The following is a 26,879-nucleotide window of genomic DNA, read 5'->3' on the forward strand; positions in this document are numbered from 1 at the left end:
TCTCCGTCTTAATTTTAATACATCATTTATGCATTATTCCCATTTCCCCTTACTTCATTCATACATAAAGAAACACCCTTGTCACATGACAAGGGTGTTTCTTTATATTTATCATCCAAATCTTTCATCAAATTCTTCCAGAGTTAAAAGTACTTGCCTCGGTTTACTTCCTTCATATGCTCCTACAACCCCTTGTTCTTCCAGCATATCCATTAATCTAGCTGCCCTGGTATAGCCCAATTTCAACCTGCGTTGAAGAAAGGATACACTAGCCATGCCTGTCCTAATGAATAAGTGCCCGGCATCGAGGAACAAAGCATCATCCGGTCCATTCCCCTCTTCACTCTTAACAGTAGTTTCTGCAAAAAGTCTTTCTGGGTCAAGATACTCCGGCTTGCCCATTTCCTTCCAATGCATGATTACTCGCTGGACTTCTTCATCCGTTACCAAACACCCCTGTACTCGAAGCGCCTTATTTACTCCCAAGGGAGAATAAAGCATGTCTCCTCTGCCAAGCAATTTCTCTGCCCCAGTAGCATCAAGAATAGTACGGGAGTCAATTTGAGATGAAACAGCAAAGGATATTCGACTAGGTATATTGGCTTTGATGACTCCGGTTATTACATCAACCGATGGACGTTGCGTCGCAATCACTAAATGAATCCCAGCCGCCCGAGCCATTTGAGCTAGACGACAAATTGCTTCTTCTACTTCCCCCGCCGCAACCATCATCAAATCTGCGAGCTCATCAATAATCACTACCACAAACGGTAAGGCCGGTGTATTTCTTGAAGTCTCTGCTGCTTTTAAGCGATTATACCGTTCAATATCTCGAACCCCTGAAGCCGCGAAGAGTTCGTATCTATTTTCCATTTCTTTAACAATCCATTTTAAAGCACTTGCTGCCTTTTTAGGATCGATCACAACGGGAGCCAATAAGTGCGGAATACCATTGTATTGACTCAGTTCGACCATCTTGGGGTCTACAAGCAGGAGTTTTACTTCATCCGGCGTTGCATTGAAAAGCAGAGAATTAATAATCGTCGTAATGCAAACACTTTTCCCCGAACCAGTAGCACCCGCTACCAGCAGATGAGGCATTTTTATTAAATCAGCGATAATCGGTTGATCCGCAATATCTTTTCCTAGAGCAACTTTGAGCTTGGAAGAGTATTGTCCAAAGCTAGCAGTTTCTAACACTTCTCTAAAGGGTACAGAAAGCGCCTGTTTATTTGGGACTTCAATACCTATCGCCGCTTTTCCAGGGATCGGAGCTTCAATGCGGACATCCCGCGCCGCAAGCGCAAGCGCAATATCATCCGATAAATTAACAATTTTACTAATTTTCACTCCTGGTGCAGGTGCCAACTCATAACGGGTAATAACAGGTCCCCTTGTCACACGAATTAATTTGGCTTTTACTCCAAAATCGAGAAGTACTTTTTCAAGTTGCCTCGATGTTTCAGTATCTTGAATGATTGTTCTGTGTTGCAGTGGTTCCAATAAGTTGAAATTGGGAAACTCCCAGTGCTTAACAACTTCAGCTTTATGATCGAGGACTTGCTCAACTTGTGCTATTTGCTCCACTTGCTCCTCAAATTCAAATGTTAAAGCAGGCTCTTCGGCCACAGGAGCAACTGCAAGGTCTGACATTGGCACACTCTCAACAGTACAGGCCGTCTCCAGCACGGCCTCTGTAAGTGCTGATGTATTCCATGCAACTCCTTTGACAGTTTGCTCAGTTAGTTCTCCATAGCCAGTTTCCGGCCTTTCTGAATCTGAATCTGAATCTGTTGTTGTCTCTAATACTGTCTCATTTTTAGGTATTGGAATATCAATGGCTTGGGATGTTTCCACAACACCCCCTGCCTCACTGCTAATTCTGATGTCCTCACTCCGATTTTCAACAAAATCAAGTTTCTCGTTGAGAGGATTTTCATCCTCCTTGAATTGGGATAAGTATTCTTCTTGTTCTATTTTCGACTTAAACACAGTAGAATAGCTTGCTGGTTTCTCTGTAAGTATTTTCGATAACTTTGCTGGCTCAAAATATTTATGATCAGAGCTGCTAACCTCTAATCTTACTTCTTGATCTACTTCTGTGAAATAGTCATTAAGCCCTTTTAAAACGGTCATGTTGCGGCGTTTCGTTGGAAAACCGGATTCTCCTGTTCCGAAATAAGATGGAAAATCTCTTCCTATCTCCTGCATTTCCTCACTCATTTGGGCATCTTTATCCTTCATTTCTACCAATTCTGGTGAATTGAAATATTGATCAAACCCTTTTAAGCTTACAATCTTCCCTGCAGGAAGAGGAAAGACATTAGGGTCTTGCGATTTCTCTTTACTTCTTCTTTCCTGGCGTTTCTGAGTATTTGGTATCTTTGAGTCATCCTTAGGTGACCTTTCTGAACTTATAGAGGATTCCGTCGTAATAGTTGATGCATAAATCCAGAGTATAACCCCTATTATAAAACATAAGAAGGGCCCAGCCCAAGCTAGACCTCCCATAGTCAAAGTAAAGAAAGCATCAAAATGTTTTCCGATGGATAAACCGAAAGCGCCCAGCAAGCCTAAGATCGATATAATTAATAATAAAAGCGCACTAATTTTAAGCCAAAAGAAACTGTTTTTTCTCCTTTTCGACATATCTTCCACCTCCTCCACTGTATTCATTATGGTAGATGCTCTAGGCGAATGTCAAAAGGTTTTTTTGATTTTCGAACTAATAACTTAACAGCACCCCTTTATGCTTAGGTAATGGGTGAAAGATTTCATGAGATATTTCGCCATTTAAATCTAAAAACACATTACCCGTATAGAGAAAATCTCCGTCTACCCAATATCTTAAATCCAAAAATTCAATCCTGCACTCTTCATTATCTAAATAATGAGCAATTATATGGTAATGAGGAGTAAATTGGCTAAATATTTCAGCTACATTTCCTTCTAAGGCATTAGCAACCGAGGGATTATTTTCGGTCAATTTAGGCAACACACGACAGATCAATGGTATTTGATTTCGAATAACCCCAAAACTCACATGTTCCTCTTGGAAAAGTATAAAATTCCAGGTAAAAGGATGGTACATTGCAGGAATAACCTTAACTTGATCTTTTTCCTTCAAATGATAAATACTCCTTAAACGATCTCTTATCTCAATTCTCCCTAAGTGACGAAATCCTAAATATATAGCACTAAGCGCTAAAGCAATAAACGAGGAGTTTCTTGCTAACTCAGGTGTAATCAGGGAAATAATTAAAGACAATAGCATAGAACCTAGTACCACAGGGTCTGAAAGCATAATCATATCCACAGTAATTTTTTTCCGTGAAAAAGGCCATAAGAGCTCTGCACCAAAAGAATTTAATAAGTCCATTATTCCGTGAGACATTGTTCCTATCATAGTCCAAAAGAACACCGTTGACCACGAGGTGGTTGGGAAAAACAAATAAAGCCCAGTGCCGAGTCCTAGTGCCGAAGTGGTCAAGGCAATCAACGAATGACTTGCTCCCCTATGTTTTAATAGATAATTCAAGCGACCTTTTGCGTGAGCTATAATATCTAAATCAGGGAGCATTGCACCTAATGTGCAACCTAAAAAAACAGGATCAGTCAATTGCACTGGGTGACCCGACAAGGTACTAAGTGCAATTCCAATTAAGCCATGTGTTATCGGATCCAACAGCTCACCTTCTCTATCTTTTTAGACTGGCTTGGCGCTAGCCAAGTTTTCCGAAGAATCAATATTACCCTTAAACAATACAGTCCTCATTATAGCATGAGTTTCTATCGAAAAATATAATGTCTTTTCATTTCTCTAATTTCCATTTTATGTTCATATTTATAATGTGTAGCATTATAGACTAATCTTTAAAAATTTATCGAGCGTCATGTGGATTATTAGCCACAAAAAACAGAGCCTTCATCATACTTTACTAGTACAAACGAAGGCTTCTAAGATCAATAATATCTATGTTAAAAGGTTAGAGCTAAAGCTTATTTTGCGGAGTGTGCCGCGACTTTTATAGAATTATTGACCTCATGAATTTCAGGAATATATTGAATCATCTTTCCAGCCCATTCCCGATCTTCTTCTGAGTACACTTCTCCGGTTAGAAAAGCAATTCCATCTTTAACAAAAGCGCGAATTTGTCCAGAATTCAAGCGGTGTTGGCCAAGCTTAGAGACTAACTGTTCGGTTAACCACAAATCCTCCCCTTGAGATTGATGACGAGCAAATATTTCGCTGACAACGGCTTTTACTCCAGGCACTTTATAGGCCGTATCAACAGCCCATTCTATTTCCTCAGGAGAGTCAACAAGTCCAGTGAGGGTAATCAGACCATTTCGAGCTACAGTCTTAATCTCATGAGCATCTACCCAAGGAGAAGCAACCATAGCAGTTTCGACACGATTAACTAAAGTCGCATCGTCAACTGCCTTTTGTAAAAACTGAATTTCACTCCGTATTTCTTTAACTCCCCGTATTTGGGAAGCCAAGCGTTTAGCAAATCTCTCCTCACTTTGAGTTTCCATATGCCCCAGCAAGGTGACTATACCCCGGCTTACTCGACAACCCAAGTGAGCGATATCCTCATAACGAGATCCTTGAAAACGTTCGATTATATCTCTCTCGATGTCTTTATCCAAGATGTTTCCGTCATTAGCTACAGTTAGAGAATTATCCAGTTCTCGAACCCCGGCAATTCGTCCGATACGGCTTGCAAAAAAGTCTTTTTCTACGAGGCTGTCCACTGTTCCCCACAGTGTAACCTTATCCCCTCTGACCTCAACGTGAATTCCTTGAGCGCTTTCTCCGAAATGAGTTTGAATTAGTTTCTTAATATCCTTCAGGACATCTTTCTGAGAACGAGAATTATGCATATATCTTCCCTCCACCATGAAAAGTGTTACTACTCTCACATAGAGGGTATTTTATCCCAACTCTTCTCCTTTTAACCGAAAACTATGATGTTTTTCAGGTTTTACAATTCGAAAGATTTGCAGCTAGTTTTTCTAACCGATGCAATTGATCTCTTAACCCTAAAACGATCAAAAGATCGCCCAGCGATAATTGGTCTCCAGCGCTTGGTTTGCTGATTACCTGATCGCCTCTCAAAATGGCAAGTACCATTTGCCCCAGTCTGCTGTTCAATTCCACAAGTGAGTAATGTCTCTCCAACCTTTCGCTGTTAAAGTGACAAAAACATTTAGAGCATCTTCTGGGAGAGCTAAGATAAGTCCCTTAGCCTTGTCTATGGAAGCCATAATTAAGGTTTCATCATGAGTTGCATCACTGTTAATAACCAAAAAACCTTCTGCAATTAATTCGTTAGCCAGATCTTCTTTTTGTTCTATTACAACACATTGAGCCCCCTCTTTACGAAGGCGGTAAACGACTTGCCTGCCCACACGTCCTGCACCGCAGACAATAACATGATCTTGATACACCAGCTAACTGACCTCCAATCAGAAAGGCCGCTAATAGTCCAGCAAAATATAACATGACTCCAACTCCGCTCAGCATCATAAAAATCAGAAATATATGCCGGCATAGGTTTGAGGTTCAATATCTCCAAATCCAATCGTCGTAACTGTCTGAACCGTAAGATATATTGCTCTGGCTAAACTAAGATGTTCTGTTACCATAAGGCCGACTGTCCCCACTATTAGTGTAACAACTAAGGTAACAAAGTCGTTCCAAACCCTCCTAACCAACAATTTTCTCCTTTCTGGCGAGTCGAACATTATTACGCACAGATTAAATTGTTAAGTAAGACCTTAGCTTAAGAACGCTGTCATAGGGAATATCCATTTGCCCCAGTTTTACATACCCTGAAGGTCCATGATAATCACTGCCGCCTGTTGCAATAATAGCATAGTTTTCAGCAACCTCCGTATAGTATTTTATTAACGCTGATTGTCTTTCCAAATACCCATAGTATACTTCAAGTCCTATAGGCCGGTAGGCTAACAGATCGAACACTATCTGGGGATCCCAAAGCAGTCCCGGATGGGCCACCACTGGCAGTCCGCCACAAGAAAATATTAGATCCACTGCATCCTCAAAGGTGTGGTTTAGATAGGGTAAATAAGCAACTCCCCCCGGACGAAAATGAGCGGCTATTTCTCGCCAATTTTTCTTAGTGTTGCCATCTTCCTGATGATAAATGGCCCTCATAATATGCCCTTTAGTAACTGCTCCATTTGCTCCGACTTCCTTTTTAACATCTTGCCACTTTAGAGAAATTCCACTGTTTTTTAAGCATTCAACCATGTCATGGGCTAAATCAGTACGCTGTACTCGAAGTTCCTTTAAACGTTCTTGCAGGACCGAATGATTCACGTCCTTGAAATACCCAAGCAGATGCACTTCATGCCCTTGATAGCTCGTTAGCAATTCTACTCCAGGGATAATCTTAATATCTAGTTCTTCAGCAAGACTTTCAGCCTTGTTGATTGCTTCTGTACTTTCATGGTCCGTAATGGCTAAGGTTTGGATTTTATTTGCATGAGCAAGGTTAATGACCTCTTCTACGGAAAGCAATCCATCTGATTCATGAGTATGAATGTGTAAATCGGACCTCAAAAACACCCCTCCCTCATTAGCATTTTGCTTTATGGATTATTATAACTCTTGCCATAAATCCACAAAATGATCATAGATGTACTTTATTATTGTATGCCTATTCTTGTTTTTCTTCAAAAAATCCTGCCTGCTTATATCCAAATTAAATACAAATAAATTCGAGGGTTAAATTCAATGGTGAATTCAATTCCCAAAGAATCATCAAAAAACATATTGACACATTCACCTTTTTACGATATAATTCATTTCGTTGCAAAAACACAGGGGATTAGTTTAATGGTAGAACAGCGGTCTCCAAAACCGTCAGTGGGAGTTCGACTCTCTCATCCCCTGCCAAACTCGCCAAGGCTTTGAGCCTTTTTCTTTTTGCCCATTTCGGGTTTGAACAGATTTATTTTATAGGCCCTTCGATAGGGCTTATTTGGTTATTTCATTTTAAGTTGCTTCTTATCAAGTTTACCTAAAAATGTATAAGGTAAATGATGAACGAAGGCTATTTCTTTAGGCATCTGGAATCTCGCAATTCTAAAGGTGAGCCATTCTAAAAGTTCCTTTTCTGTGAGATCAGCATTTTTATTTAGAAGTACATAGGCCTTCAACCGTTGGCCAAAGCCTTCATCATTAATCCCAATAACTGCAGCATCTTCTACTTGAGGGTGATTTATTAATGCCTGCTCAATTTCAACCGGATAAACGTTTTCACCAGCTGAAACAACCATATCGTCCACCCGTCCACATAAAAAGTAATACCCTTTAGAGTCTCGATAACCCAAATCCCCTGTTTCAATCCAAGAACTTTTACTGTTTCTCAAGGACCATTTATTTTTACTGCACAATTGACCTACGTAGCCATAGTTCACTTCATTCTTATTTTCATCCAAAATCTTTAAGCGGACACCCTCTATTCTTTTCCCCACCGTTTTCGTTGAATAGAGTAAATCCTGTGGAGTTGCAATGGTATTCAATCCTGCTTCTGAAGTACCATATAGATTATACACTACTTCTCCCAGTGTATTATGAATATCTATTACTAGTTTTGGATTGAGTCCAGCCCCGCCTGAAACAATACAGGATAGGGATTTTAAATCTTCTGCATTGTGCTTTAGCATTTTATGGACCATTAATGGTACGACAGTTACTACTTCAACGTTATGCTCACGAATTAGAGTACACGCCTTTTTTACTTCAAATCCATTATTAATAACCACTTTCTTACCCAATGCGATAAATAACAATAGCATAGCTACCCCATAACCGTGATAAATCGGCGTAGCAATAAAAACGGTATTATAATTTATAAGCTTGAGTCTAGTTAGAATGGTCAGAAATGGATTTATATAATTGAGCAAGGATGGTTTATGAGCTGCAGCTTTAGGATTTCCTGTTGTACCACCTGTTAGTATCACAATTTTACTCGATGAAGACCGTCGGGATTTTAGTTTTTCCTTCCCAGTTGTATTTAACAAGGTATTGATTGCCGTTAACCTACTATGGTAACTCAGAATCTTATCTTTACTATAAGATGACTCTTCAATTTTAGAACTTAATTCAAAATCATAGACAAGAAAGTCAAAATCATGTTGATCGATTAAGTTATTAAACTGATTCAGGCTCATTTCAGTATTGAGCAAATAGATATCCGCCCCTAATTGAGAAACTGCAAAAAATGATTTAATTAAAGACGCATGGTTTTTACATAAAAACCCCACCTTTTGACCGCTTCGAAGTTGATAGCTTTCTTGCAAAACAAGGGAAATTCTTTCCGACTGTGACCATAATTCTTCGTAACTTAATGTCTCATCCTCATCCACTAATACAGTTTTACTTGCATATATCCTTTCTGCAAAACTTAATAGAGCCATTACGTTCATTCCATATTTGAAAACAGCAGAAATTAGGCTATAAAGTCCTGATGGAGAAAGTAATCTCATTTTGAATAAAACATTGATGAGTTTAACCATTATCTCTATCGAATCTCCTCTTTCTTATAATAACCGAAGTCGATAATTCCCAGATTCCTCTGAACATAAGTGAAGCAAACTGTCCAAGAATTAACCACCATGGCCTGTACTTATGTCTTTTTGTATACATTGACTTACAAATGATTTTTCCAACATGATATGGATTCATAGCAGGAAGTTTTTGATAAGCAGTTGTTGGCATGATCATGCGTGTTTTCACTAATGGAAGATAGATAGTTGTTGTTGATATATCCATAGCATTCAATTCAGGTTCTACAGACCGAAACCAGGTATCAAAAGCTGTTTTTGATGCCTGATAAGCAGCCCAATAAGGGAAGGGGATTAACAAGACGTTTATTGTTGATATGTTAATAACCTGACCTTTATTTTTTTTTAGAAGTGGAATGAGCGACAATAACAATTGAACTGGCGCAAAATAATTAATAGCCATCGTTCGAGTAAAATCATGAAAACGGTCTAATGAATGGTTAATTGATCGCCTTATCGATATACCCGCATTGTTTACCAACAAATCCAAACCATCAGGCAACTGATGAATAAAGGTTAACAATTCCTTAATGTCTTCAGGTTTTCTAAAGTCGGCAGAATAAACACTTACTTTGCCCGCTTTCTCTTCTATCTCCCTTTTCATTGTTAAAAGCTTTTCCTCTGTCCTAGCGACTAAAATCAAATGAGTATTCATATCTGCCAGTAAATAAGCTAACTTCTCACCTATCCCAAAGCTCGCACCAGTAATAAGAACAGTCTTTCCTTGAAGTTCGGACCTAAGTTTCTTTACATTCAAATAAACAGGTGGAAACAATAAAGATTCCCTAAGACTATAGTTATGCATAACAACTCCTTCTTGTCGGGTGACTACAGAATTATAAAAATCGAAATTTTACGGACATGCTGAATACACTATATTAATAAAACCTCTCATTCTTCTGCAGATCTAAATGAGGGGGTGAAGAGAATACTTTTAGGCCTTTTGGGTGTTTTGGGGGCGTTATTAATCATCATAGCTCTATTGTTAATCATTATCAAAAAAATTTAGAGGCTCAAGCCATTAGAGGTTTGGCCGGGGTAGTAAACCTAACCACTCCTTAAACTTGCCTCTGCTCGATCAAAATTATAGGCTCAACCGTTTAGGAAAAAACAGGTTGAGCCCTTTACATCTACGCTAATCCATTTTACACTCAATTAAATTCTGCTCTCCGCTTAAGACCATCGTCAACTTACGTTCCACTAACTCAGTCTCTAAATCTAACAATGGGTTTTTAGCTTCCTCAGACTTGTTTTCAAGATTTTCTACGGCAACTGAAAGCATAAGTTTAATTCGATTGAGTTGATTAACTTCGCTTGCTCCCGGGTCATAATCAATAGCTGCTATATTCGCTTTAGGGTAGGATCTTCTAATTTCCCTAACCATGCCTTTTCCCGTAATATGATTAGGTAAGCAGGCAAAGGGTTGTAAACAAACAATGTTATTAACGCCGCTGCGAATTAACTCAACCATCTCTCCAGTAAGAAACCAGCCTTCACCACACTGATTTGCCAGCGAGAGATGGTTTTCCGCGTACTTGGCAATCTCTTCGATAGGTTTTGGAGCTTCAAACCGTTTACTGGCTTTAAGTGCCTTCTTCATCTCTTTACGATAAGATTCAATTCTATTAATCGAAAAGTATCCAGACACCATCTCCCAAAAACTTCCGGAGAGTTTCTCATATTTAATGCGATTATCAAAAGCACCATACAAGAGAAAGTCTGTAAGGTCAGGAACTACAGCCTCTGCTCCTTCAGCTTCTAACAGTTCAACGACATTGTTATTTGCAGTCGGATGAAACTTAACCAAAATTTCACCAACAACTCCAACCTTCGGTTTGATTAAGTCCTCGTAAAGTTCCAGGCTATCAAAATCTGCTACGATTTGACGAATATTCTCTTCGTGTTCTCTTTTATTTCCACTCTTCAATGATTCTTGACATCTCTCAACCCAATAGTCATATAACAGATTAGCTGAACCCGGAAACTTCTCATAAGGTCGCACTCTATACAGGACTCTCATCAAAAGATCTCCATAGACCAGCCCCCGCATTATCTTATTAAACATAGGAACAGTAAATTTGAAACCGGGATTGGTCTCCAAACCGGATGAATTTCCCGTATTTAAGGCAATGACAGGAACTTGTTCCAAATTCGCATCTTTTAACGCTTTTCTGATAAACGAAATATAATTTGTTGCTCGACAACCGCCACCCGTTTGAGTCATTATAACTGAGGTGTTATTAATATCATAAACTCCGGATTTCAACGCCTTCATTAGTTGACCAACGACAATAATAGCTGGATAGCAAGCGTCATTATGCACATACCTTAAGCCTTCGTCGACTGCAGACTTATCCACTGAGGGCAGAAATTCTATACTGTAACCAGAATCTTCAAACGCCGTCTTAAAGAACTGAAAATGAATCGGGGACATTTGAGGAGCTAAAATTGTATGAGTTTTCTTCATTTCCTTTGTAAATACAGCTCTTGTTGGATAATTATATAGTCTTTTAGGAGTGAAGTTTCTCTTATCTCGTTCTTTTATTGCGGCGATCAAAGAGCGCAAACGTATCCTTGCTGCTCCCAAATTATTTATTTCATCAATTTTTAAGACTGTATAAATCTTCCCGAATGTTTCGAGTATCTCTTTGATTTGATCAGTAGTCACTGCATCAAGTCCGCACCCAAAGGAATTCAATTGAATTAATTCTAAATCCCCCTGTTCTGCTACATAACTTGCCGCATTATATTCTCTTGAATGGTACACCCATTGATCAACAACACGCATTGGCCTTTGGACTTTGCCCAGATGTTGAATCGCGTCTTCAGATAGAACAGCAAAACCATAGGAATTTATCATCTCTGGTATACCATGGTTAATTTCAGGATCAATATGATAAGGCCTTCCCACGAGGACAATTCCCTTGATCTTATTTTTTCGGATATAGTTTAGAGTTTCCTCTCCTTTTGTTCTTACATCGTCCTTATAACGATCAAGTTCAGCATATGCTTTATCCAGCGCCTGCGCTAGCTCATGCTTTGGTATTCCCTCAGGTTTCAACTCTTCCATTAGTCGTTTTAGCATTCTGCGAGGCATATCCAATGGCAGGAAAGGGTGATAGAACGTTACTTTTGATTCCCGCAAGCTGTCCATATTTGCATTAATTGTCTCCGGGTAAGAGGTAACTATAGGACAGTTGTAATGGTTGTCAGCCTCTTTATCTTCTTGCCTTGCATAAGGAATGCAGGGGTAAAAAAGTTTATTAATCCCTTTATTAATTAAGTCAACCATATGCCCATGCGCAAGCTTGGCAGGATAACAAGCAGAATCAGAAGGGATTGTGTCCATTCCTTGCTCATAAATCTTATTTGAGGAACGACCCGAGATTATCACTTGATAACCCAGCTCTGTAAAAAGGGTGAACCAGAAAGGATAGTCCTCATAAATATTTAAAACTCTCGGAATACCAATGGTTCCCCTCGTTGCTTTGTCTTTGGCTAAGGGTTTATAGTTAAAAACTCTTTGGTATTTGTATTCGTAAAGATTTGGGATATCACTTTTGACGAGATCTTTTCCCAGTCCTCGTTCGCATCGGTTTCCCGAAATATATTCATTTCCACCTGAGAATTGCTTAATGCTTACTAAGCAATTATTTCCACATAAACCGCAACGCTTCATCGTAGTCTCAGTGGTAAAATTGAACAAATCGTCTCCTTGAACAAGACTTGTTTGATACCCAAATTCATATAGATTCTTAGCAATTAAAGCGGCACCAAAAGCACCCATTATGCCTGCAATATCTGGTCGAACTACTTCTCTTTTGGTTATTTTCTCAAAGGCCCGAAGGACGGCATCATTATAAAAGGTTCCTCCCTGGACAACAATTTTTTTCCCTAGTTCTTCGATATTTCTCAATCGAATGACTTTATAAAGTGCGTTCTTAATAACTGAAATGGAGATTCCTGCAGAAATATCACTTATCTCAGCGCCTTCTTTCTGCGCCTGTTTTACTTTAGAGTTCATGAATACCGTACATCGTGTCCCAAGGTCCACAGGATGCCTGGACCCTTCGCTCAATCGGGCAAATTCTTTGACATCCATGTTTAATGAGTTTGCAAAAGTTTCCACAAAAGATCCACAGCCTGAAGAACAGGCTTCATTTAATGTAATGGATTCTATAACCCCATCACGGATCACTAAACTTTTCATGTCCTGTCCGCCAATATCAAGAACAAAATCGACTCCTGGTTGAAAAAAGTTAGCTGCCGTGTAATGAGCGACGGTTTCAATTTCTCCAATGTCCACTCTAAGGGCCGCTTTAATAAGATGTTCCCCATATCCGGTAACGGCAGAATTTACGATCCTTATGCCCTTATTTAGTTTTTCATATAAACTTTTCAAGGCCGAGATGGTAGACTCTAAGGGTTTACCCATGTTGCTGCCATAATAGGAATACAATAAGCTTCCAGCTTCATCGACAAGGGCAATCTTCGTGGTCGTCGAACCGGCATCAATTCCCAGAAAGGCATCTCCTTCGTAATTATCAAGTTCCACTCGATTGACTTTATGCAGAGCATGTCGCTTCTCAAATTCGTTATATTCCTCGTCACTAGCAAATAAAACTTCTAACTCTTTATTCTCAGAATTATCGACCTTTAGAATCTCAGGTACTTTAGAGTACAACTTCTGAAGAGTGATAGGTGCCATTTCACCAAAAGACAGTGCCGCTCCGATTGCCACAAAAAATTGGGAGTTCTCAGGAAATATGACATTCTTGTTCTCTAGCTTTAGGGTTTCAATAAAGCGATGTCTCAGCTCCGACATAAAATGAAGAGGCCCGCCTAAAAATGCTACATTTCCTTTAATAGGCCGTCCCTGAGCCAGACCACTTATCGTCTGATTTACAACGGCCTGAAAAACAGACACAGCAATGTCTTCCTTGGCAGCTCCTTCATTTAATAAGGGCTGAATATCAGTCTTTGCGAACACTCCACATCTAGAAGCTATTGGATAAATGTGATGATAGTTTTTAGCTAATTCATTTAAGCCCAAGGCATCTGTTTGCAATAGGGAAGCCATTTGATCAATAAATGCTCCGGTGCCCCCGGCACACGTTCCATTCATTCGTTGCTCAATGGATTCTCCAAGGAAAGTAATCTTGGCATCTTCACCGCCAAGTTCAATGGCAGTGTCCGTATTGGGAATAATAACCTTTATGGCATTCGTACACGCAATCACTTCTTGAATAAAAGGTATCTCTAAAGTTCGAGAAATATTATACCCACCAGATCCAGTAACCATCAAGGTCAATAAATGTCCCTGTATAATAGCTCTCGCATCATCAAGCACTTCAATAACCGTATTTCGAATGTTAGAAAAGTGCCTTAAATAATTCTTGTAAAGAATATTTTTTTCCTTATCTAAAACAACTATTTTTACAGTTGTAGAACCAATGTCCAAACCAATATTTAAAACTCTTCTGCTACTCATTTTTTTCCTCCACTATGCATAACATTTTTGGGAATTTGGCTCGCTCAATCATTCAGGTCTGGCCCTCGATGATTAGATTAGTAATGGCGAGAATTATCTACAACAAGCTAATGCCTTTTGTAAATATTTTAATATAATTAGAAATACATGTCTGAATATCAGTATCAAACGTAAGTTTGTTCATGACTAAAGATGTGAAAAATAAGCCAAAGCTGGTTGTTAAAAAATTCACAGCTAACGTTTCTGGATTTTCAATGATAGCCCCTCGATTCCTCATTTCTTCGAAATAACGGCTTAAAAGTTTCTTAAACTCATTCGGGAACTTATATAATACAGCTTCAAAATGCGGATTTAATTCCTCGTTTTTTAAATGCATAAGAATAATTTTTCGGTTTTTATATAAAACATCTTGGTATGAAGCGCAAATTTTATTCAAATCTCTTTCTAAATCCCATTCTAAGCTTTCAAATAATGCTTTAAATTTAGGAGAAAAAACAAATTTATCCAAGGACCTTTCAAATAAATTATGTTTACTTTCAAAGTGCCTAAAAAGTGTCATTTGGCTTACGCCAGCTTCTTTAGCTATTTCCATAGTAGTAACAGCAGTGTAACCTTTTTGCGAGAAGAGAACAATTGAAGCATTTATTATTTTATCTTCCGTAGTGCACATAGTCCTTCTCCAATCACTACTTTCATCATGTTAGTTCTTGCTAACATCATCTATTTTATCATTCTACCTTCATAACTTCAATCCAACATCATGGCACTATTTCCTATATTTGTATTCATCCTCTTACGGAAAAGATGCTAGATATGGAAAACAATTATACAACTTGTAATAATTTGTCTCTATAGCAAAAAACGGACCTGTTCTTTAGAAAAGACAACTGCTTTATTCCAAAATGTATTCTTAATAGAAATAGGGGCTGTAACTTTACAGCCCCTATTCCATGACCAGCGCATTCAGTTCACCTAAAGCGATCGCAGACGATTTAAGCCTGGCAACCGACCCAGGTTTTCTAACGATTATTCACTATTTTCAATTGACTGACTAACGTCTCGCTTATTTTGCTTGGAACTTCTTCATAACGCAGGAAATCCATAGTAAATGAACCTTTCCCTTGAGTTAAACTTCTTAAATCTATAGCATAACGCATCATTTCGGCCTGTGGTACGTGTGCCCGTATGGATGGGTTTTTTCCGCTGGCATCCATCCCTAACACTTTTCCCCGTTTCCCATTAAGGTCCGCAATTACATCTCCCATGAAGGCTTCAGGAACTCTCACTTCTATTTCAACAACCGGTTCAAGCAAGGTGGGTTTTGCTAACTCTACCCCTTTGCGAAAAGCCATAATCGCTGCAAGTTTAAAGGCCATTTCTGAAGAATCAACAGCATGATACGAACCGTCACAAAGAGTAACTTTAATGTCTGTTACCGGATATCCTACCATAGTTCCTTCTGCCATAGCCTCACGAATTCCCTTTTCGACTGCTGGAATGTATTGCTTCGGTACAGACCCTCCAAAGATCGACTCAGCAAACTCAAAGTCACTGCCTTCAGATGGTTCTATGTTAATCCATACATGCCCGTATTGACCATGTCCGCCCGTTTGCTTCTTATGTTTACCTTCTACCTTAACTGCTTTACGAATAGTCTCACGATAAGGCACGCGAGGAACTTTTAAGGTCACATCAACTCCAAATTTCCTGGTTAGCTTTTCCTGGAGAATCTCAAGTTGCATTTCTCCTAGCCCTGTTAAAATTAGTTCTTTAGTCTCAGTGTTTTTACTGATCCTAATTGTAGGATCTTCCTCAAGCAAACGTGTTAACGCACTGCTTAGCTTATCTTCATCCCCTTTAGTCTTCGCTTGAATAGCCACTGATAGCGCAGGGACCGGAAAGTCTATCCCCTCAAGCTCGATAGGATGATCTTTTGCACATAGTGTATCTCCTGATTTTACCTCTTGCAATTTTGCAATAACTGCAATATCTCCCGCTAACACAGATCCAACAGGCTCCTGGATTTTACCTCTTAAATAAAAAGGTTGCCCAATTTTTTCCTCTAATTCGCGACTTGAATTATAGACCAATGATTCAGCAGTAAATTTCCCCCCGTAAACGCGAAGGAAAGACATTTTCCCGACATAAGGATCTGTTAGCGTTTTAAAGACAAGAGCCGCTTTATCTTGAATTGCTTCCGGGGGGGGAGCGAATTTCACTAAGAAATCCATAATCTTTGAAATCCCGATATTTTTATTAGCAGAACCGCAGAGTACTGGAATTATAAGATTTTGCCTTAATGCTTCCTTCAAGGCAGTTTGCAGATCTGCCTCATTTAATCCTTCCCCTTCAAGATACTTCATTAATATTTCATCATCTGCTTCCGCAACTGCTTCAGCTAATTGTTCTCTTGAAAAATCGGTTTCTTCCCTGTACTCGAATGGGACCTCCTTGACATAATACTTCCCACTTCCATCTGGGTCATAGTCGTAGGCTTTATTTTCGAGAATATCGATTAACCCTTTAAAACTTGATTCCTGCCCCATAGGAAGTTGAAGAGGAACAAGCCTTGCTTCAGGATAGGCATCTTTTAGCTGATCCACTACCTTATGGAAATTGGCATTTTTTCGATCTAATTTATTAATAACAATAATCTTAGGAAGTTTTTGTTCCTCCATAATATTCCACGCAATTTCCGATTGTACTTCAAGCCCTGATATCCCGCAAAGTACGAGAACTCCACACTCAACAACACGTAAACCACTCTTAACTTCTCCCAAAAAGTCTAAGTATCCCGGGCTATCGAGAATATTGACTTTAACTCCTTGCCACTCAAATGGAGTAAGACTCGTACTAATCGACACTTTGTGTTTAACTTCTTCGGGCAGATAATCTGAGATTGTGTTTCCTTCAGAAACTTTGCCAATACGATTGATCGCACCTGAATTAAATAGAAAGGTTTCCGCCAGGGAAGTCTTTCCTGCACCACCATGCCCAACTAGACAGACGTTGCGAAGTTGGTTTGTGTCATAGGTTTTCAAGACGATTCCTCCTTGATTTGTTATTTAAGAAAAAGGATCGAGCCTTTTTACTTGCAACAGATTAGCGGAGTTTCTATGTCTAGATCCTAGATTAGTACTAATTTATTGATTAGAGTGGGTCAAGTATTCTCAAGTTTAGAAATATTAATTTATTTTTTCGTATGTGCCCCAGACCTGTGGCTGTTTATTGCGGATCATACATTTGCCTTTAGCCCAGACAGAATCGACCTGCAGATCTTCATCAAGCACTACTAGGTCAGCGTCATAGCCTGCGTGGATCATCCCTTTGTTTGTAAGGCGCAGTACGTTTGCTGCATTGGCTGTAATTGTACGCAAGGCTGCCTCCAAAGGAATTTCGTGTTGCATGACTGAACTTTTAATATCACGCCATAAAACTTCTACTGAACCGACTCCCATGCCAATAAGTATGCCTGCTTCGTTGTATCTAGGCATACTTCCATTCCCGTCTGAGGTTACGGTGATCCTATCATTAAGAAGTTGCCGCTGGTACAACATTTTTAAGACTGACGGCACCTGCAGTTCAACTGAAAAATCGTCACACCCTGCCGTGAGATCGATATGCCCTCCTGCTAAAAGAAACTGAATCCCTTGTTCCAGTAAAGTATGAGTTCGATTAATATGAGTCGGTATAAATTGAGTAATAGGGATATCTGTTTTCTCCAATATTTCCCATATAGGGTGTAAACCTTGTTTCCCCTCTCCTAGATGAACGTGAACGACCCCTGCTTTTCCTCCGAGCATTCCACCAACTCTGGCTTCTGCAGCTAAATGCTCAAGTTCACTGATTTGAGGTTGTGCCGAACGATGATCAGAGATAGCTATTTCCCCGGCACCAATCACCTTTGAAATCAAGACTAGGTCTTGTTCTAAGGTTGGCAAAAGTGTTCTCATGGGAACTCTGTAGCCCCCACTATAAATATAGGTACTTATTCCCTCTTCCTGGAGTGCATTCGCTTTAACCAAAAGCTCTGACATAGAGCGTGATACAGAATCTGTCCCCAGACAACCAACGACGGTTGTTGTTCCAGCCCGAGTTATTTGAGAAAGTTGAAGTTCCGGAGTGCGCGAAGCAGGTCCCGCTTCGCCCCCTCCTCCACATATATGTACATGAGCATCTATAAAACCTGGGACCAGTGTCTTACCTTGAAGGTCGATTACTTCCCCCTCTGCAAAATCAGGCAGTCTCAGATTTTTGCCAACCGCAGCAATGCTAATTCCAACAATCAACAAGTCCGAATCATCAGTATACTCAGGACAGTAAATTTTGGCGTTCTTAAGAAGTACCCACACTTTTACCTCTCCCCTCACGAGGTATAATACCCCAATATTGGATCAATATTCCATGTATTTAACATTTCTTCATCGTGAGCCAAAATCCTTTATGCCTAGTAAGTATTGCGAAAATTTCCTAAGCATTTCTTTTTTTCCACAAGCATATGGTTATATATAACTCAGATTAGGAGGGTTACATGGCGAGAAGGACCTTTGTCTACGGTGCAGCTATCCTGTTAGGTGCAAATTTGTTAAACCGCCTGTTGGGCTTCGCCTACCAATATTTAATAATGATAAATATTGGTGGTGAAGCCTATGGTTTGTTTAATATGGTATTTCCTATGTACATGATGGCTCTTGTTGTTACAACAGCGGGTATTCCACTCGCAATTGCCAAAATGGTTTCCGAAGAAGTATCTCTTGGACGTATTTCTAATGCCCAATCCATCTTCCGTTTAGCCCTTTGGCTCCTCAGTATTTCAGGAGCCTTCGTATCAATTTCACTCTATTTCCTTTCCCCATATATAGCTCACAAGATCTTTTCTGACCCAAGAGTGATTAACGTCTTTCTCATATGCACTCCGGCAGTTTTTATCGTTTCCGTGTCATCGGTCTTCCGGGGATACTTTCAAGGTTTACAGAATATGGTTCCCACGGCTATAAGCCAAATTTGCGAACAGATAATTCGAGTGGCAGTCGGATATGGGGCAGCTCTTAGACTTTTGAAATTTGGCGTAGAATGGGCTGCAGCAGGATTAGCACTAGGCATGTTAGCTGGCGAATTCGTCGGATTGATCGCTATTATTATCCAATATTCGAGGGCAAAACTCAAACTCACACGAGATAATCAGGCAAGAACTTTTTCCTCACGCCAAATATTAATCAGATTATGGAAATTAGCTTCTCCTGTTACCGTTGGAAGACTGCTGTCTACGGGTTTGTCTTCATTAGATGCAATAGTCATCCCTCTTCGTCTTCAAGTAGCGGGATATTCTGCACGAGAAGCAGTAACCTTATTTGGACAGCTTGGTGGTTCTGCTTTTACACTGCTTACCTTTCCCAGTGTCTTTACATTTGCCTTAGCAACCTCACTGGTACCTGCAATATCTGAAGCAACCGTAAGACGCCAATTAAACGTCGTCCGAGCACGCAGCGCTGAAGCCATTCGTTTAACGATCTTAATTGGAATTCCTTGCCTTATTATTCTCTTTTATTTTGCTCGTCCATTGACCGCGTTTTTCAAGAGTTCAGAAATTGCGCCAATCTTGCGTGTGTTAGCTTTTGGAGGGATATTTTCTTACGTACAACAAACCACAACGGGAATTTTGCAAGGAATCGGAAAAGTTCATCTTCCAGTTGTCCATTCCATCGTTGGGGCTGTCATTCGCATCCCCTTGCTCATCTACCTTACAGGTCTCCCCCATTGGGGTCTGCGTGGAACTGCGTGGGCATATGCATTTGGTTATTTTATTATGGCTGTCTTAAATATGGCGGCAATTTCAAGGTACACCGGAATGCCTTTAGATCTTCAACGATTTGTTCTCCAACCAGTTTTTGGCGGAGTAGGTATGCTTCTCGTATTTCAATTTTTGGATCCGTTCTTTAGCAACCATCCTTTAGGATATCCCCTTGAATTTTTAGTTGGAATAGTCGTTTATGGTACAATTCTATTATTTAATGGCGGCGTCACCTTTGCCGATCTAAAACGACTGCCATGGATCGGAAAGTTTGTTCCGCCCTAAAATTTATTCCACAATCGACGAATTTGGTTTCCCCATTGCCAATAAGATAAAACAAATGTCACAAGAACAACTAATAATGCCAAAATCTTGTAAACAAAATATACTTTTATGACAGTTAAAAAAACCATTCCGAGTCCTAAGATAGCAGGAATTGTTAATAATTTAAATATTGAACGTTTATCCTTCTTATTTCGGAATCCTGGATAGGAGAAGATGATCGCAAATAATATAAAATAAAATATAAACGTGCCAATTATCATTAAAGCTTCCTCCATTAGTAAAAACACAATAACTATCCATTATTTATGCACTATAAACATTGAAGCATATGTGAATACTACAATTGTGTCAGTAGATAGAGTTGAGAGGAGATGTGTTTATGAGTCACAGAAATAGAAATAGTGGAATTTTACCGGAATCGGTGTTGGAACAATTCAAATGGGAAGTTGCAGATGAACTAGGTATAAGCTCAAAAATTAAGAGTCAAGGTTGGGAAAACATGACCTCTCGAGAATGTGGTCATGTCGGAGGACGAATTGGTGGAAGCATGGTTAAAACCATGATCCGCAGAGCAAAAGAATCCTTAAATGAGACTTCTTTATAATCAATAGGTAAAGGAGTACAGAAATAATCTGTACTCCTTTAATTATACCCCGTTATCGAGCAAACTGTTGGATGTGTTAAAATATTTTTTCCAAGGTTCAATCTCTTTAAAATCCGTCAAATCACTATGCATTGGAGTAATCGAAATAAAATCTTCTTGGATCGCTCTTAAATCCGTATCCTCTTCAAGATCTTCTGCCCTATTGCCACATTGCCAATAATAAGCTCGCCCATGAGGATCAACTCTTCGCTCAAACACATTGTCATAAATAGCCTTACCAAGTCTTGTCACTTTAGCTCCAGCCCACTTAGACTGAGGTTTGCCCGGAAAGTTTATATTCATTAAGCCTTTCTTATGACGCTTAATGATATAATCCAAATGCTTTGCTAAATAGACTGTAGACGGTTCAAAATCTTTAAATTGATAGTTTGCTAAAGAAACAGCTAATGAAGGAACGCCCAGTATTACTCCTTCCATGGCCGCCGAAACTGTTCCTGAGTAAAAAACATCCGTTCCTAAGTTAGAGCCTTGGTTAATTCCCGAAATAAGCAGGTCAGGCTTAGTAATAAGCCCTCCTTGGATAGCAAGTTTAACACAATCAGAAGGAGTACCGCTAACGGCAAATCCCTTTTGATGGCTGTCAAGATCATGTTCTATTACAAACAAAGGATGAAACAGGGTTATAGAGTGGCCCGTGGCAGAACGCTCACCTGCTGGAGCAACAATGCTAATATCATGCTCTGTCAGGGATCGAAGTGAACGATATAATGTTTGAATACCAGAGGCATGATATCCATCATCATTTGTCAGTAAAATATGCATATAATTTCCTCCGATTATTCTACTTCGTAAACAGAAATAACCATTTTATCTTCCTTTTTAGTCAACCCAAACATTAAGTGATGTCCCTTGAGGTTTTTATTTAAAAAATCAACCACTTTATAAAGTTCACCATTCACACTTAAGCGTTGTGAGGCAATAAGTTCTATCTTTCCTTGACGATCAGACGGGTTTATATTATCATTCACCCAAAATTACCTCTTTCTTAGCGTCTGTGTCCCTGAATTAGTGAAAATGCTTCCGATCTAGTAATTGGGTTTGTCTTAAATATCCCACGTACGGCAGACGTTAATGTTTGTGATCCTGCTTTCTTAACCCCTCGCATAGTCATACACATATGCTCTGCTTCAATAACCACCAAAACGCCCAGCGGGGTGAGTTTTGCCATAATAGCATCTGCGATCTCAGACGTTAAACGTTCTTGAAGTTGCGGTCTGCGGGCAAACCCTTCAACTACACGAGCGAATTTTGATAAACCTGTTATCTTACCTTTTCTCGGGATATAAGCGACATGGGCTTTGCCGTAAAATGGGACAAGGTGATGTTCGCACATGGAATAAACCGGTATATCCTTCACGATAACCATCTCTTCGTGTTCTTCTGAAAATTGAACATTTAAATGATAACCAGGGTCTTCATGTAAACCGCTAAATACTTCAGCATACATTTTAGCCACACGCTTTGGTGTATCCCGTAACCCTTCGCGCTCAGGGTCTTCACCTATAGCTTCTAAAATCATGTAAACAGCTTGCTCAATCTTTTGTAAATCCATCCCCATAATTCTTTTCTCCTTTACTCTATATGGTCCTTCATTAGATTTAACTTAACTATAGTTGTCCCATAAATACATGTGTTTGAGGAATAACTCTTACGTTAGTAAGTTTCTTAAGAAAAAAACTTTGCCATTCTAGAAGTTGATAAGGTTTAGGGGTAGTTATCTCATTTGTTGCTGTTACAGGTTGTAAGATTGTTGGGATCAGCGGATCTACCGCCACAATTAAATCACGAGCGTACTGGAGTTCCGTAAGACTGGTTTCTTGATGAACAACAATTTTGACAAAGACTTCTTTTGGAAGACTGGAGCGCAGAAAAGACTCATGAACATCCCAGAAGCTTTGACCATTAAATGGCAGCTTAATATCCATACTTATAATATCAACCCAGGGTAGGATACGATGCAGTTGCTCAGGTAATGTTCCATTAGTTTCAAGGTATATCCTAATGCCTTTCTCTCTCAAAAAAGGTAAGATTGCTCGTAACTCGTTAACCCACAGAAGGGGCTCTCCTCCAGTGATACTCAAAGAATGATGAAGTGAAAAATCATAAATTTCCAATAACTTTATAAGCTTTTCAATTGGAACAGGGTTTTCAGTCATGTTAAAAACTCCCGACCCTGCTTCCGTCTCCATGCGCAATTGTTGCGGTGCTGTTGTCACCGTGTCACAATATGGACACCTTAAATTACAGTTTGGCAAGCGAAGAAAAATTTGCCTTACTCCAACATAAGGGCCTTCCCCTTGAATTGAAGAGAATATTTCCGTAACTGGCAACTTAAGCATTACGAAACCCCTCGCACTTTACATCGCGCAAGACGAATAGAAAGAACCTCATCACAATAATGTTTGGCAACGCTCTCTCCAAATCCTAATACATCTTGAATCCGGAAATCACCTAAGGCTATGGTTGGAATGGGGGTATTCAGCTTGGAAACATTAAGCCCGCAATGAATCATGCTAGACACTGGTGAAAGGGTGCTAATACTTACAGAAAGCTTTTTATCTGCCTCATAAAGATCATCCCCACTCCGACTTAGGCTCTTCACCCCAAGTTTTTCGAGTTCTTCCTTGATTGTAGCGATGAGTAGGCGTTGCCGAATAATTGACTTTTCTAAATCCATATCAAAGTGTTCTACTATAAAATGCAACATGTCTTCGCTGTAAATCCAATCCTTAGCCAAGACATCCTCCATGTCTACCATCTCGTTTTGCTCTACACGGCAGGAGCCACGGAATACACTTATACTGTCCCCCATTAAACCAAAATTTTTATAGGCAAATAAAGACTGAAGTTGGCTGCCATCGTAATTTAGGAGTTTTTGCTCAATAAAGTATTTCATTGATATTTCCTCTCTTCTGGGTCTCTGTTTAGATCTTTTAAAAACGATTATTTATGATCTATTTCAAATAATTCTCTTACCAGTTCTTCTGCATCGTTCTTAAGCAGGGCTCGTTTTAAACGTTGACAACTCTCACACTGTCCACAAACTTTAATTCCACTTTCGTAACAGCTCCAAATATAGTTAAATGGAACGTTCAAGCGCAACCCTTCTCTAACAATTTCCTTTTTTTCGTAAACCGAAGTAGGGCTGACAACGGTCACATTATTTTGCGTAGAAAAAGCCAAACATCGGTTTACCGCTTTTATAAATTCTAGGGAGTTATCCGGAAAGGTTGCAGCCTCTTCCCTGTTAAAACCTGTGATTATAACTGGGTGGTCGCCCATATTTTCGCCAAAAACAGCAGCAATATTCAGAAATAAACCGTTGCGATTGGGAACCCATACCTGACGTGCACTTTCTAGCGCCTGGCCTTGAAGATCATCTAGTTTGTTATATTCTATCAAGGGCAAATTTTCAGAACGATTAACAAGAGCGGAGTGAGTCTGTTCCTGCAAAAAAGGTATAGGAATAACCTGATGCGCAATGTTATAGTACTCTGCAATCTTTCGCGAAGCAGAGATTTCATTCCTGCTTGCCCTTTGTCCATAGTCGATGGTAAGGGCTAAATCAATACTGCCCTTTTCCAAATAGAGCGCTAAGGCAACAGTAGAATCTAAACCACCTGAAAGTAAAACAATTCCCGCCATTTTTTAATCCTCCTTAAAAATGGCCCATGTATCAGGAGATTCAAAGACTTTTACCCACGCCAAGCGCTTATCTTCTAAGACCAAATCCCTTTTGAATTCCAAAAACAAAAACTGGGCTAGGTTCTCTGCTGTAGGATTAACTCCTTCAGGACCAAAAGAAGTTAAGTTATTTAACAAACCATGATCCAGTAATTTAAGCGTTTTACGTATGCTCTGCTTAACTTCCTTAAAATCTATCAACATCCCTAAATGATCCAATTGTTTATCGGCGATACAAACCTCTACATCCCATCGATGACCATGTAAATTAGAACAATCACCATCATAATCCCTGATAAAATGAGCAGCATCAAAGTGCGCTCGAACACATACCTGAAACATTTCGCGCTCCTTATTAGACAAATTACATTCTATTTTACCATTATTATTTACAAAAGAAAAATGAAATATCAAAAATATACTGTTGCCGTCATTGCCGTCGATTTTGAGCTGATAGACAGCTGAACTTTCTGATTTGATACGAGAAAAGAGAAGGGTCTCTCCCTTCTCTTTTATGCTAGCTTCAATGCCTTATTAAAGCAGTCTATTGCAACCTCTGATTGGTCAATTTGGTCATAAATATTTCCCAGCAAAGCCCATCCTGCTGAATGATTTGGATCAATTTTAAGAAGTTGATTTATTAAATCTATACCTTCTTGCCAATTTCCTTTACGCGTAAGGCAAACACTTAAATTGTATAGAATTAGCGGATGATCTGGTGTCAACTCTAACGCTTCTCGATAATACTCAGATGCTTTTCTTGTACGTCCCTGATGAACTAAGGTAAAAGCCAAATTATTAAGCAGTATCGGGTCCTTAGGATAGATGTTTTTGGCACGTTCCAACAAGGTCAGAGCTTCTTGGGAACGGCCCAGGTTTTGATAGACAGCTGCCAGATTACTTAAACTGTCATAATGATCGGGTTCATACTTTAAGGTGTATTTGTAATATTGAATTCCTTTCTTAATCTCACCATTCTGAACATAACAGTAAGCCAGTCTGGCGGCCAAGTCTGGGGTTCCTCCATAACGAAGTGCTCTTTCATAACTGTTACAGGCGTCTTTTAACTGTTCTAGAAGTAAATGCATCTCTGCTTTCATTTCCCAATACAAGAATTCACGGGGCCGAAGTTGACAACATCCTTGAAAACACCTTAAAGCTTCGTGATATTCCTCATGAAAAGCGTAAATCATCCCCAGCCGATAGTTTGTATCTGCATTTTGAGGTGCGGCTCTCATAGAGTTATCTAAGGCCTTAATTGCCTCACGCCAATCTCCCAGTTCTAGATAACAGTCCGCAAGTAAGTCCCAATACTTTGCATTCTGCGGCTTTTTGAGGATCGCTTGTTCTATCTTTTCTTTGGCCTGTGGAATTAGGGCTTGCCCAAGATAACACTTCGAAAGAAGATAGTTCTTTTCCGCTATATCCTCATCCGATTCACTTTCCAGCTGTTCTAAATATTCTCTTGCTTCTTGTAGTGCTTGGACTTCAATTAAATAGCCGACTTCTTTAAAACGTGGTCTAGATGATTCTCGATTCAATAAATCTACCCAATTTTGGATAGCTTCATCGGTCTTACCAAACCGACGATTCCATCTGGCTTGCATAAAACTCCACAAATACGAATTTTTTAGAGCGGGCCTTTTTTGTTTGCTATTTGAGGCCATAGGTAGATCCATAGCTTCCACCTCTTTTTACTTATTTTACCATATTTAAGTTCTCCTTTCGCATTGCTTTCCCCTTCTATTTAGCACATAAATCGAACGTCAAATGCCTATCAAATGCGCGGTAATTCGCAATTAGGCTTATTAATAATGCTTTTACTCGTCAGAATTCTAACTTTTACAGCTCCTGTTTGTTATTTATTCCCATTTATAAAATCTTGCTAAAAAAATGGAAAGGCGCAATTTAATGCCCCTCTCCACATTGACTGCAATACCCATAAAATTTTAAGTCATGGTCCATAATTTTAAATTGATTTCGTTTAATGATCACGGCTTCAAGAGACTCTAGCAAATCATCATCAAATTCCGAAACATTCCCACACCCCAAGCAGATCAGATGATGGTGATGGTGCTGTTCGTCTTTTCTGCTAAACTCATATCGGCTCCGCCCATCTCCGAAATCATTTTTAAGCAAAATTCCTATTTCCGCCAGAATATCCAAGGTACGATAGACAGTTGCTAAACCGATTTCTGGATTTTGGTGTTTTACAAGCATATATACCTCTTCAGCACTCAAATGACGATCGACATGCTCCAGAAATGTTTGTAAAATTGTCTGACGCTGAGGGGTCAACTTATAGGAGCGATTGCGTAATAAATTGCAAATACTTTCAAAAGTTTTAACTTCCTCCATTCCCA

The 26,879-nt window shown here is 39.5% G+C and carries 24 protein-coding genes and 1 tRNA gene; 3 read left to right on the forward strand and 22 right to left on the reverse strand.

Going from position 1 to position 26,879, the window contains the following annotated elements; genetic code table 11:
- Window positions 1–111: 111 nt before the first annotated feature.
- From LJE72_RS13455 to LJE72_RS13485, 7 genes are all read right to left on the reverse strand, one after another.
- Window positions 112–2,649 (reverse strand): DNA translocase FtsK, encoded by a 2,538-nt coding sequence (locus LJE72_RS13455; RefSeq protein ID WP_229248143.1) that lies wholly within the window; start codon window positions 2,647–2,649, stop codon window positions 112–114.
- A gap of 76 nt (window positions 2,650–2,725) precedes the next feature.
- Window positions 2,726–3,688 carry a metal-dependent hydrolase gene (locus tag LJE72_RS13460; RefSeq protein WP_229248273.1) on the reverse strand — a complete coding sequence of 321 codons (963 nt, stop codon included), beginning with the start codon at window positions 3,686–3,688 and terminating at the stop codon, window positions 2,726–2,728.
- A gap of 311 nt (window positions 3,689–3,999) precedes the next feature.
- Entirely contained in the window at window positions 4,000–4,887 is an 888-nt protein-coding gene (locus LJE72_RS13465) for a BON domain-containing protein (protein WP_229248144.1), read from the reverse strand.
- Between the two features lie 94 nt (window positions 4,888–4,981).
- On the reverse strand, window positions 4,982–5,137 hold the full coding sequence (locus tag LJE72_RS13470) for a TrkA C-terminal domain-containing protein (RefSeq protein WP_229248275.1): 156 nt from the start codon (window positions 5,135–5,137) through the stop codon (window positions 4,982–4,984).
- A 17-nt stretch (window positions 5,138–5,154) separates the two neighbouring features.
- Window positions 5,155–5,454, reverse strand: a complete 300-nt coding sequence (locus tag LJE72_RS13475) for a potassium channel family protein (protein WP_229248146.1) — start codon at window positions 5,452–5,454, stop codon at window positions 5,155–5,157.
- 84 nt (window positions 5,455–5,538) lie between these two features.
- Window positions 5,539–5,721, reverse strand: coding sequence for an ion channel (locus LJE72_RS13480; protein ID WP_229248147.1), 183 nt, complete (start codon window positions 5,719–5,721; stop codon window positions 5,539–5,541).
- 43 nt (window positions 5,722–5,764) lie between these two features.
- Window positions 5,765–6,592: a PHP domain-containing protein gene (locus LJE72_RS13485; RefSeq protein WP_229248148.1), complete on the reverse strand. Its 828-nt coding sequence runs from the start codon at window positions 6,590–6,592 to the stop codon at window positions 5,765–5,767.
- A 262-nt stretch (window positions 6,593–6,854) separates the two neighbouring features.
- Here LJE72_RS13485 and LJE72_RS13490 point away from each other — a divergent pair.
- Window positions 6,855–6,928 (forward strand) — tRNA-Trp (locus tag LJE72_RS13490).
- Between the two features lie 89 nt (window positions 6,929–7,017).
- On the opposite strand, the gene LJE72_RS13495 is transcribed toward LJE72_RS13490, so the two are convergent.
- From LJE72_RS13495 to iadA, 6 genes are all read right to left on the reverse strand, one after another.
- Window positions 7,018–8,553: an AMP-binding protein gene (locus LJE72_RS13495; protein WP_229248149.1), complete on the reverse strand. Its 1,536-nt coding sequence runs from the start codon at window positions 8,551–8,553 to the stop codon at window positions 7,018–7,020.
- Window positions 8,546–9,406 carry an SDR family NAD(P)-dependent oxidoreductase gene (locus LJE72_RS13500; RefSeq protein ID WP_229248150.1) on the reverse strand — a complete coding sequence of 287 codons (861 nt, stop codon included), beginning with the start codon at window positions 9,404–9,406 and terminating at the stop codon, window positions 8,546–8,548. The genes LJE72_RS13495 and LJE72_RS13500 overlap by 8 nt, the downstream gene beginning before the upstream one ends.
- 330 nt (window positions 9,407–9,736) lie before the next feature.
- Window positions 9,737–14,092 carry a 2-hydroxyacyl-CoA dehydratase gene (locus LJE72_RS13505; RefSeq protein ID WP_229248151.1) on the reverse strand — a complete coding sequence of 1,452 codons (4,356 nt, stop codon included), beginning with the start codon at window positions 14,090–14,092 and terminating at the stop codon, window positions 9,737–9,739.
- 97 nt (window positions 14,093–14,189) lie between these two features.
- Window positions 14,190–14,762, reverse strand: a complete 573-nt coding sequence (locus LJE72_RS13510) for a TetR/AcrR family transcriptional regulator (protein WP_229248153.1) — start codon at window positions 14,760–14,762, stop codon at window positions 14,190–14,192.
- A 349-nt stretch (window positions 14,763–15,111) separates the two neighbouring features.
- Complete coding sequence (gene fusA / locus LJE72_RS13515) at window positions 15,112–17,133, reverse strand: elongation factor G (protein ID WP_229248155.1); 2,022 nt, start codon at window positions 17,131–17,133, stop codon at window positions 15,112–15,114.
- 144 nt (window positions 17,134–17,277) lie between these two features.
- Window positions 17,278–18,444 carry a beta-aspartyl-peptidase gene (iadA, locus tag LJE72_RS13520; protein ID WP_229248157.1) on the reverse strand — a complete coding sequence of 389 codons (1,167 nt, stop codon included), beginning with the start codon at window positions 18,442–18,444 and terminating at the stop codon, window positions 17,278–17,280.
- Window positions 18,445–18,623: 179 nt separating this feature from the next.
- On the opposite strand from iadA, the gene LJE72_RS13525 reads away from it, so the two are divergent.
- Both LJE72_RS13525 and LJE72_RS13535 read left to right on the forward strand, forming a co-directional pair.
- Window positions 18,624–20,168, forward strand: coding sequence for a putative polysaccharide biosynthesis protein (locus LJE72_RS13525; protein WP_229248159.1), 1,545 nt, complete (start codon window positions 18,624–18,626; stop codon window positions 20,166–20,168).
- A gap of 379 nt (window positions 20,169–20,547) precedes the next feature.
- Window positions 20,548–20,772: an alpha/beta-type small acid-soluble spore protein gene (locus LJE72_RS13535; protein WP_229248161.1), complete on the forward strand. Its 225-nt coding sequence runs from the start codon at window positions 20,548–20,550 to the stop codon at window positions 20,770–20,772.
- 42 nt (window positions 20,773–20,814) lie between these two features.
- Here LJE72_RS13535 and surE read toward each other — a convergent pair whose 3' ends face one another.
- The 9 genes from surE to LJE72_RS13580 all read right to left on the reverse strand — a co-directional run bounded on the left by surE (window position 20,815) and on the right by LJE72_RS13580 (window position 26,874).
- Window positions 20,815–21,594, reverse strand: a complete 780-nt coding sequence (gene surE, locus LJE72_RS13540) for a 5'/3'-nucleotidase SurE (RefSeq protein ID WP_229248162.1) — start codon at window positions 21,592–21,594, stop codon at window positions 20,815–20,817.
- Window positions 21,595–21,608: 14 nt separating this feature from the next.
- Window positions 21,609–21,800 (reverse strand): YpmA family protein, encoded by a 192-nt coding sequence (locus LJE72_RS13545; protein WP_073029250.1) that lies wholly within the window; start codon window positions 21,798–21,800, stop codon window positions 21,609–21,611.
- Window positions 21,801–21,817: 17 nt separating this feature from the next.
- Window positions 21,818–22,390 carry a GTP cyclohydrolase I FolE gene (folE, locus tag LJE72_RS13550; RefSeq protein WP_229248163.1) on the reverse strand — a complete coding sequence of 191 codons (573 nt, stop codon included), beginning with the start codon at window positions 22,388–22,390 and terminating at the stop codon, window positions 21,818–21,820.
- 49 nt (window positions 22,391–22,439) lie between these two features.
- On the reverse strand, window positions 22,440–23,171 hold the full coding sequence (locus LJE72_RS13555; protein WP_229248164.1) for a 7-carboxy-7-deazaguanine synthase QueE: 732 nt from the start codon (window positions 23,169–23,171) through the stop codon (window positions 22,440–22,442).
- Window positions 23,171–23,728, reverse strand: a complete 558-nt coding sequence (locus LJE72_RS13560; RefSeq protein ID WP_229248165.1) for a DUF366 family protein — start codon at window positions 23,726–23,728, stop codon at window positions 23,171–23,173. Before LJE72_RS13560 ends, LJE72_RS13555 begins: the two co-directional genes overlap by 1 nt.
- A gap of 47 nt (window positions 23,729–23,775) precedes the next feature.
- The gene (gene queC / locus LJE72_RS13565) at window positions 23,776–24,477 is read right to left on the reverse strand and encodes a 7-cyano-7-deazaguanine synthase QueC (RefSeq protein WP_229248167.1); all 702 of its coding nucleotides are present in this window, start codon (window positions 24,475–24,477) and stop codon (window positions 23,776–23,778) included.
- Between the two features lie 3 nt (window positions 24,478–24,480).
- A complete protein-coding gene (gene queD / locus LJE72_RS13570) occupies window positions 24,481–24,858 on the reverse strand; it encodes a 6-carboxytetrahydropterin synthase QueD (RefSeq protein ID WP_229248168.1) in 378 nt (125 codons plus the stop codon).
- A gap of 170 nt (window positions 24,859–25,028) precedes the next feature.
- The gene (locus tag LJE72_RS13575) at window positions 25,029–26,195 is read right to left on the reverse strand and encodes a tetratricopeptide repeat protein (protein WP_229248169.1); all 1,167 of its coding nucleotides are present in this window, start codon (window positions 26,193–26,195) and stop codon (window positions 25,029–25,031) included.
- 229 nt (window positions 26,196–26,424) lie between these two features.
- Entirely contained in the window at window positions 26,425–26,874 is a 450-nt protein-coding gene (locus tag LJE72_RS13580; protein ID WP_229248170.1) for a Fur family transcriptional regulator, read from the reverse strand.
- Window positions 26,875–26,879 lie beyond the last annotated feature (5 nt).

This window comes from Desulfosporosinus shakirovi (assembly GCF_020595055.1).
GTDB lineage: Bacteria > Bacillota > Desulfitobacteriia > Desulfitobacteriales > Desulfitobacteriaceae > Desulfosporosinus > Desulfosporosinus shakirovi.

What these genes read in the sequence shown, in the direction of transcription:
- LJE72_RS13555 (WP_229248164.1), bottom strand. Translation starts at nt 23,171, where the DNA reads ATGCTTAAGTTGCCAGTTACGGAAATATTCTCTTCAATTCAAGGGGAA.
- LJE72_RS13455 (WP_229248143.1), bottom strand. Translation starts at nt 2,649, where the DNA reads ATGTCGAAAAGGAGAAAAAACAGTTTCTTTTGGCTTAAAATTAGTGCG.
- LJE72_RS13505 (WP_229248151.1), bottom strand. Translation starts at nt 14,092, where the DNA reads ATGAGTAGCAGAAGAGTTTTAAATATTGGTTTGGACATTGGTTCTACA.
- LJE72_RS13510 (WP_229248153.1), bottom strand. Translation starts at nt 14,762, where the DNA reads ATGTGCACTACGGAAGATAAAATAATAAATGCTTCAATTGTTCTCTTC.
- LJE72_RS13470 (WP_229248275.1), bottom strand. Translation starts at nt 5,137, where the DNA reads ATGGTACTTGCCATTTTGAGAGGCGATCAGGTAATCAGCAAACCAAGC.
- queD (WP_229248168.1), bottom strand. Translation starts at nt 24,858, where the DNA reads ATGTTTCAGGTATGTGTTCGAGCGCACTTTGATGCTGCTCATTTTATC.
- surE (WP_229248162.1), bottom strand. Translation starts at nt 21,594, where the DNA reads ATGCATATTTTACTGACAAATGATGATGGATATCATGCCTCTGGTATT.
- LJE72_RS13465 (WP_229248144.1), bottom strand. Translation starts at nt 4,887, where the DNA reads ATGCATAATTCTCGTTCTCAGAAAGATGTCCTGAAGGATATTAAGAAA.
- LJE72_RS13525 (WP_229248159.1), top strand. Translation starts at nt 18,624, where the DNA reads ATGGCGAGAAGGACCTTTGTCTACGGTGCAGCTATCCTGTTAGGTGCA.
- LJE72_RS13560 (WP_229248165.1), bottom strand. Translation starts at nt 23,728, where the DNA reads ATGAAATACTTTATTGAGCAAAAACTCCTAAATTACGATGGCAGCCAA.
- LJE72_RS13500 (WP_229248150.1), bottom strand. Translation starts at nt 9,406, where the DNA reads ATGCATAACTATAGTCTTAGGGAATCTTTATTGTTTCCACCTGTTTAT.
- LJE72_RS13580 (WP_229248170.1), bottom strand. Translation starts at nt 26,874, where the DNA reads ATGGAGGAAGTTAAAACTTTTGAAAGTATTTGCAATTTATTACGCAAT.
- queC (WP_229248167.1), bottom strand. Translation starts at nt 24,477, where the DNA reads ATGGCGGGAATTGTTTTACTTTCAGGTGGTTTAGATTCTACTGTTGCC.
- LJE72_RS13535 (WP_229248161.1), top strand. Translation starts at nt 20,548, where the DNA reads ATGAGTCACAGAAATAGAAATAGTGGAATTTTACCGGAATCGGTGTTG.
- LJE72_RS13575 (WP_229248169.1), bottom strand. Translation starts at nt 26,195, where the DNA reads ATGGATCTACCTATGGCCTCAAATAGCAAACAAAAAAGGCCCGCTCTA.
- folE (WP_229248163.1), bottom strand. Translation starts at nt 22,390, where the DNA reads ATGGGGATGGATTTACAAAAGATTGAGCAAGCTGTTTACATGATTTTA.
- LJE72_RS13495 (WP_229248149.1), bottom strand. Translation starts at nt 8,553, where the DNA reads ATGGTTAAACTCATCAATGTTTTATTCAAAATGAGATTACTTTCTCCA.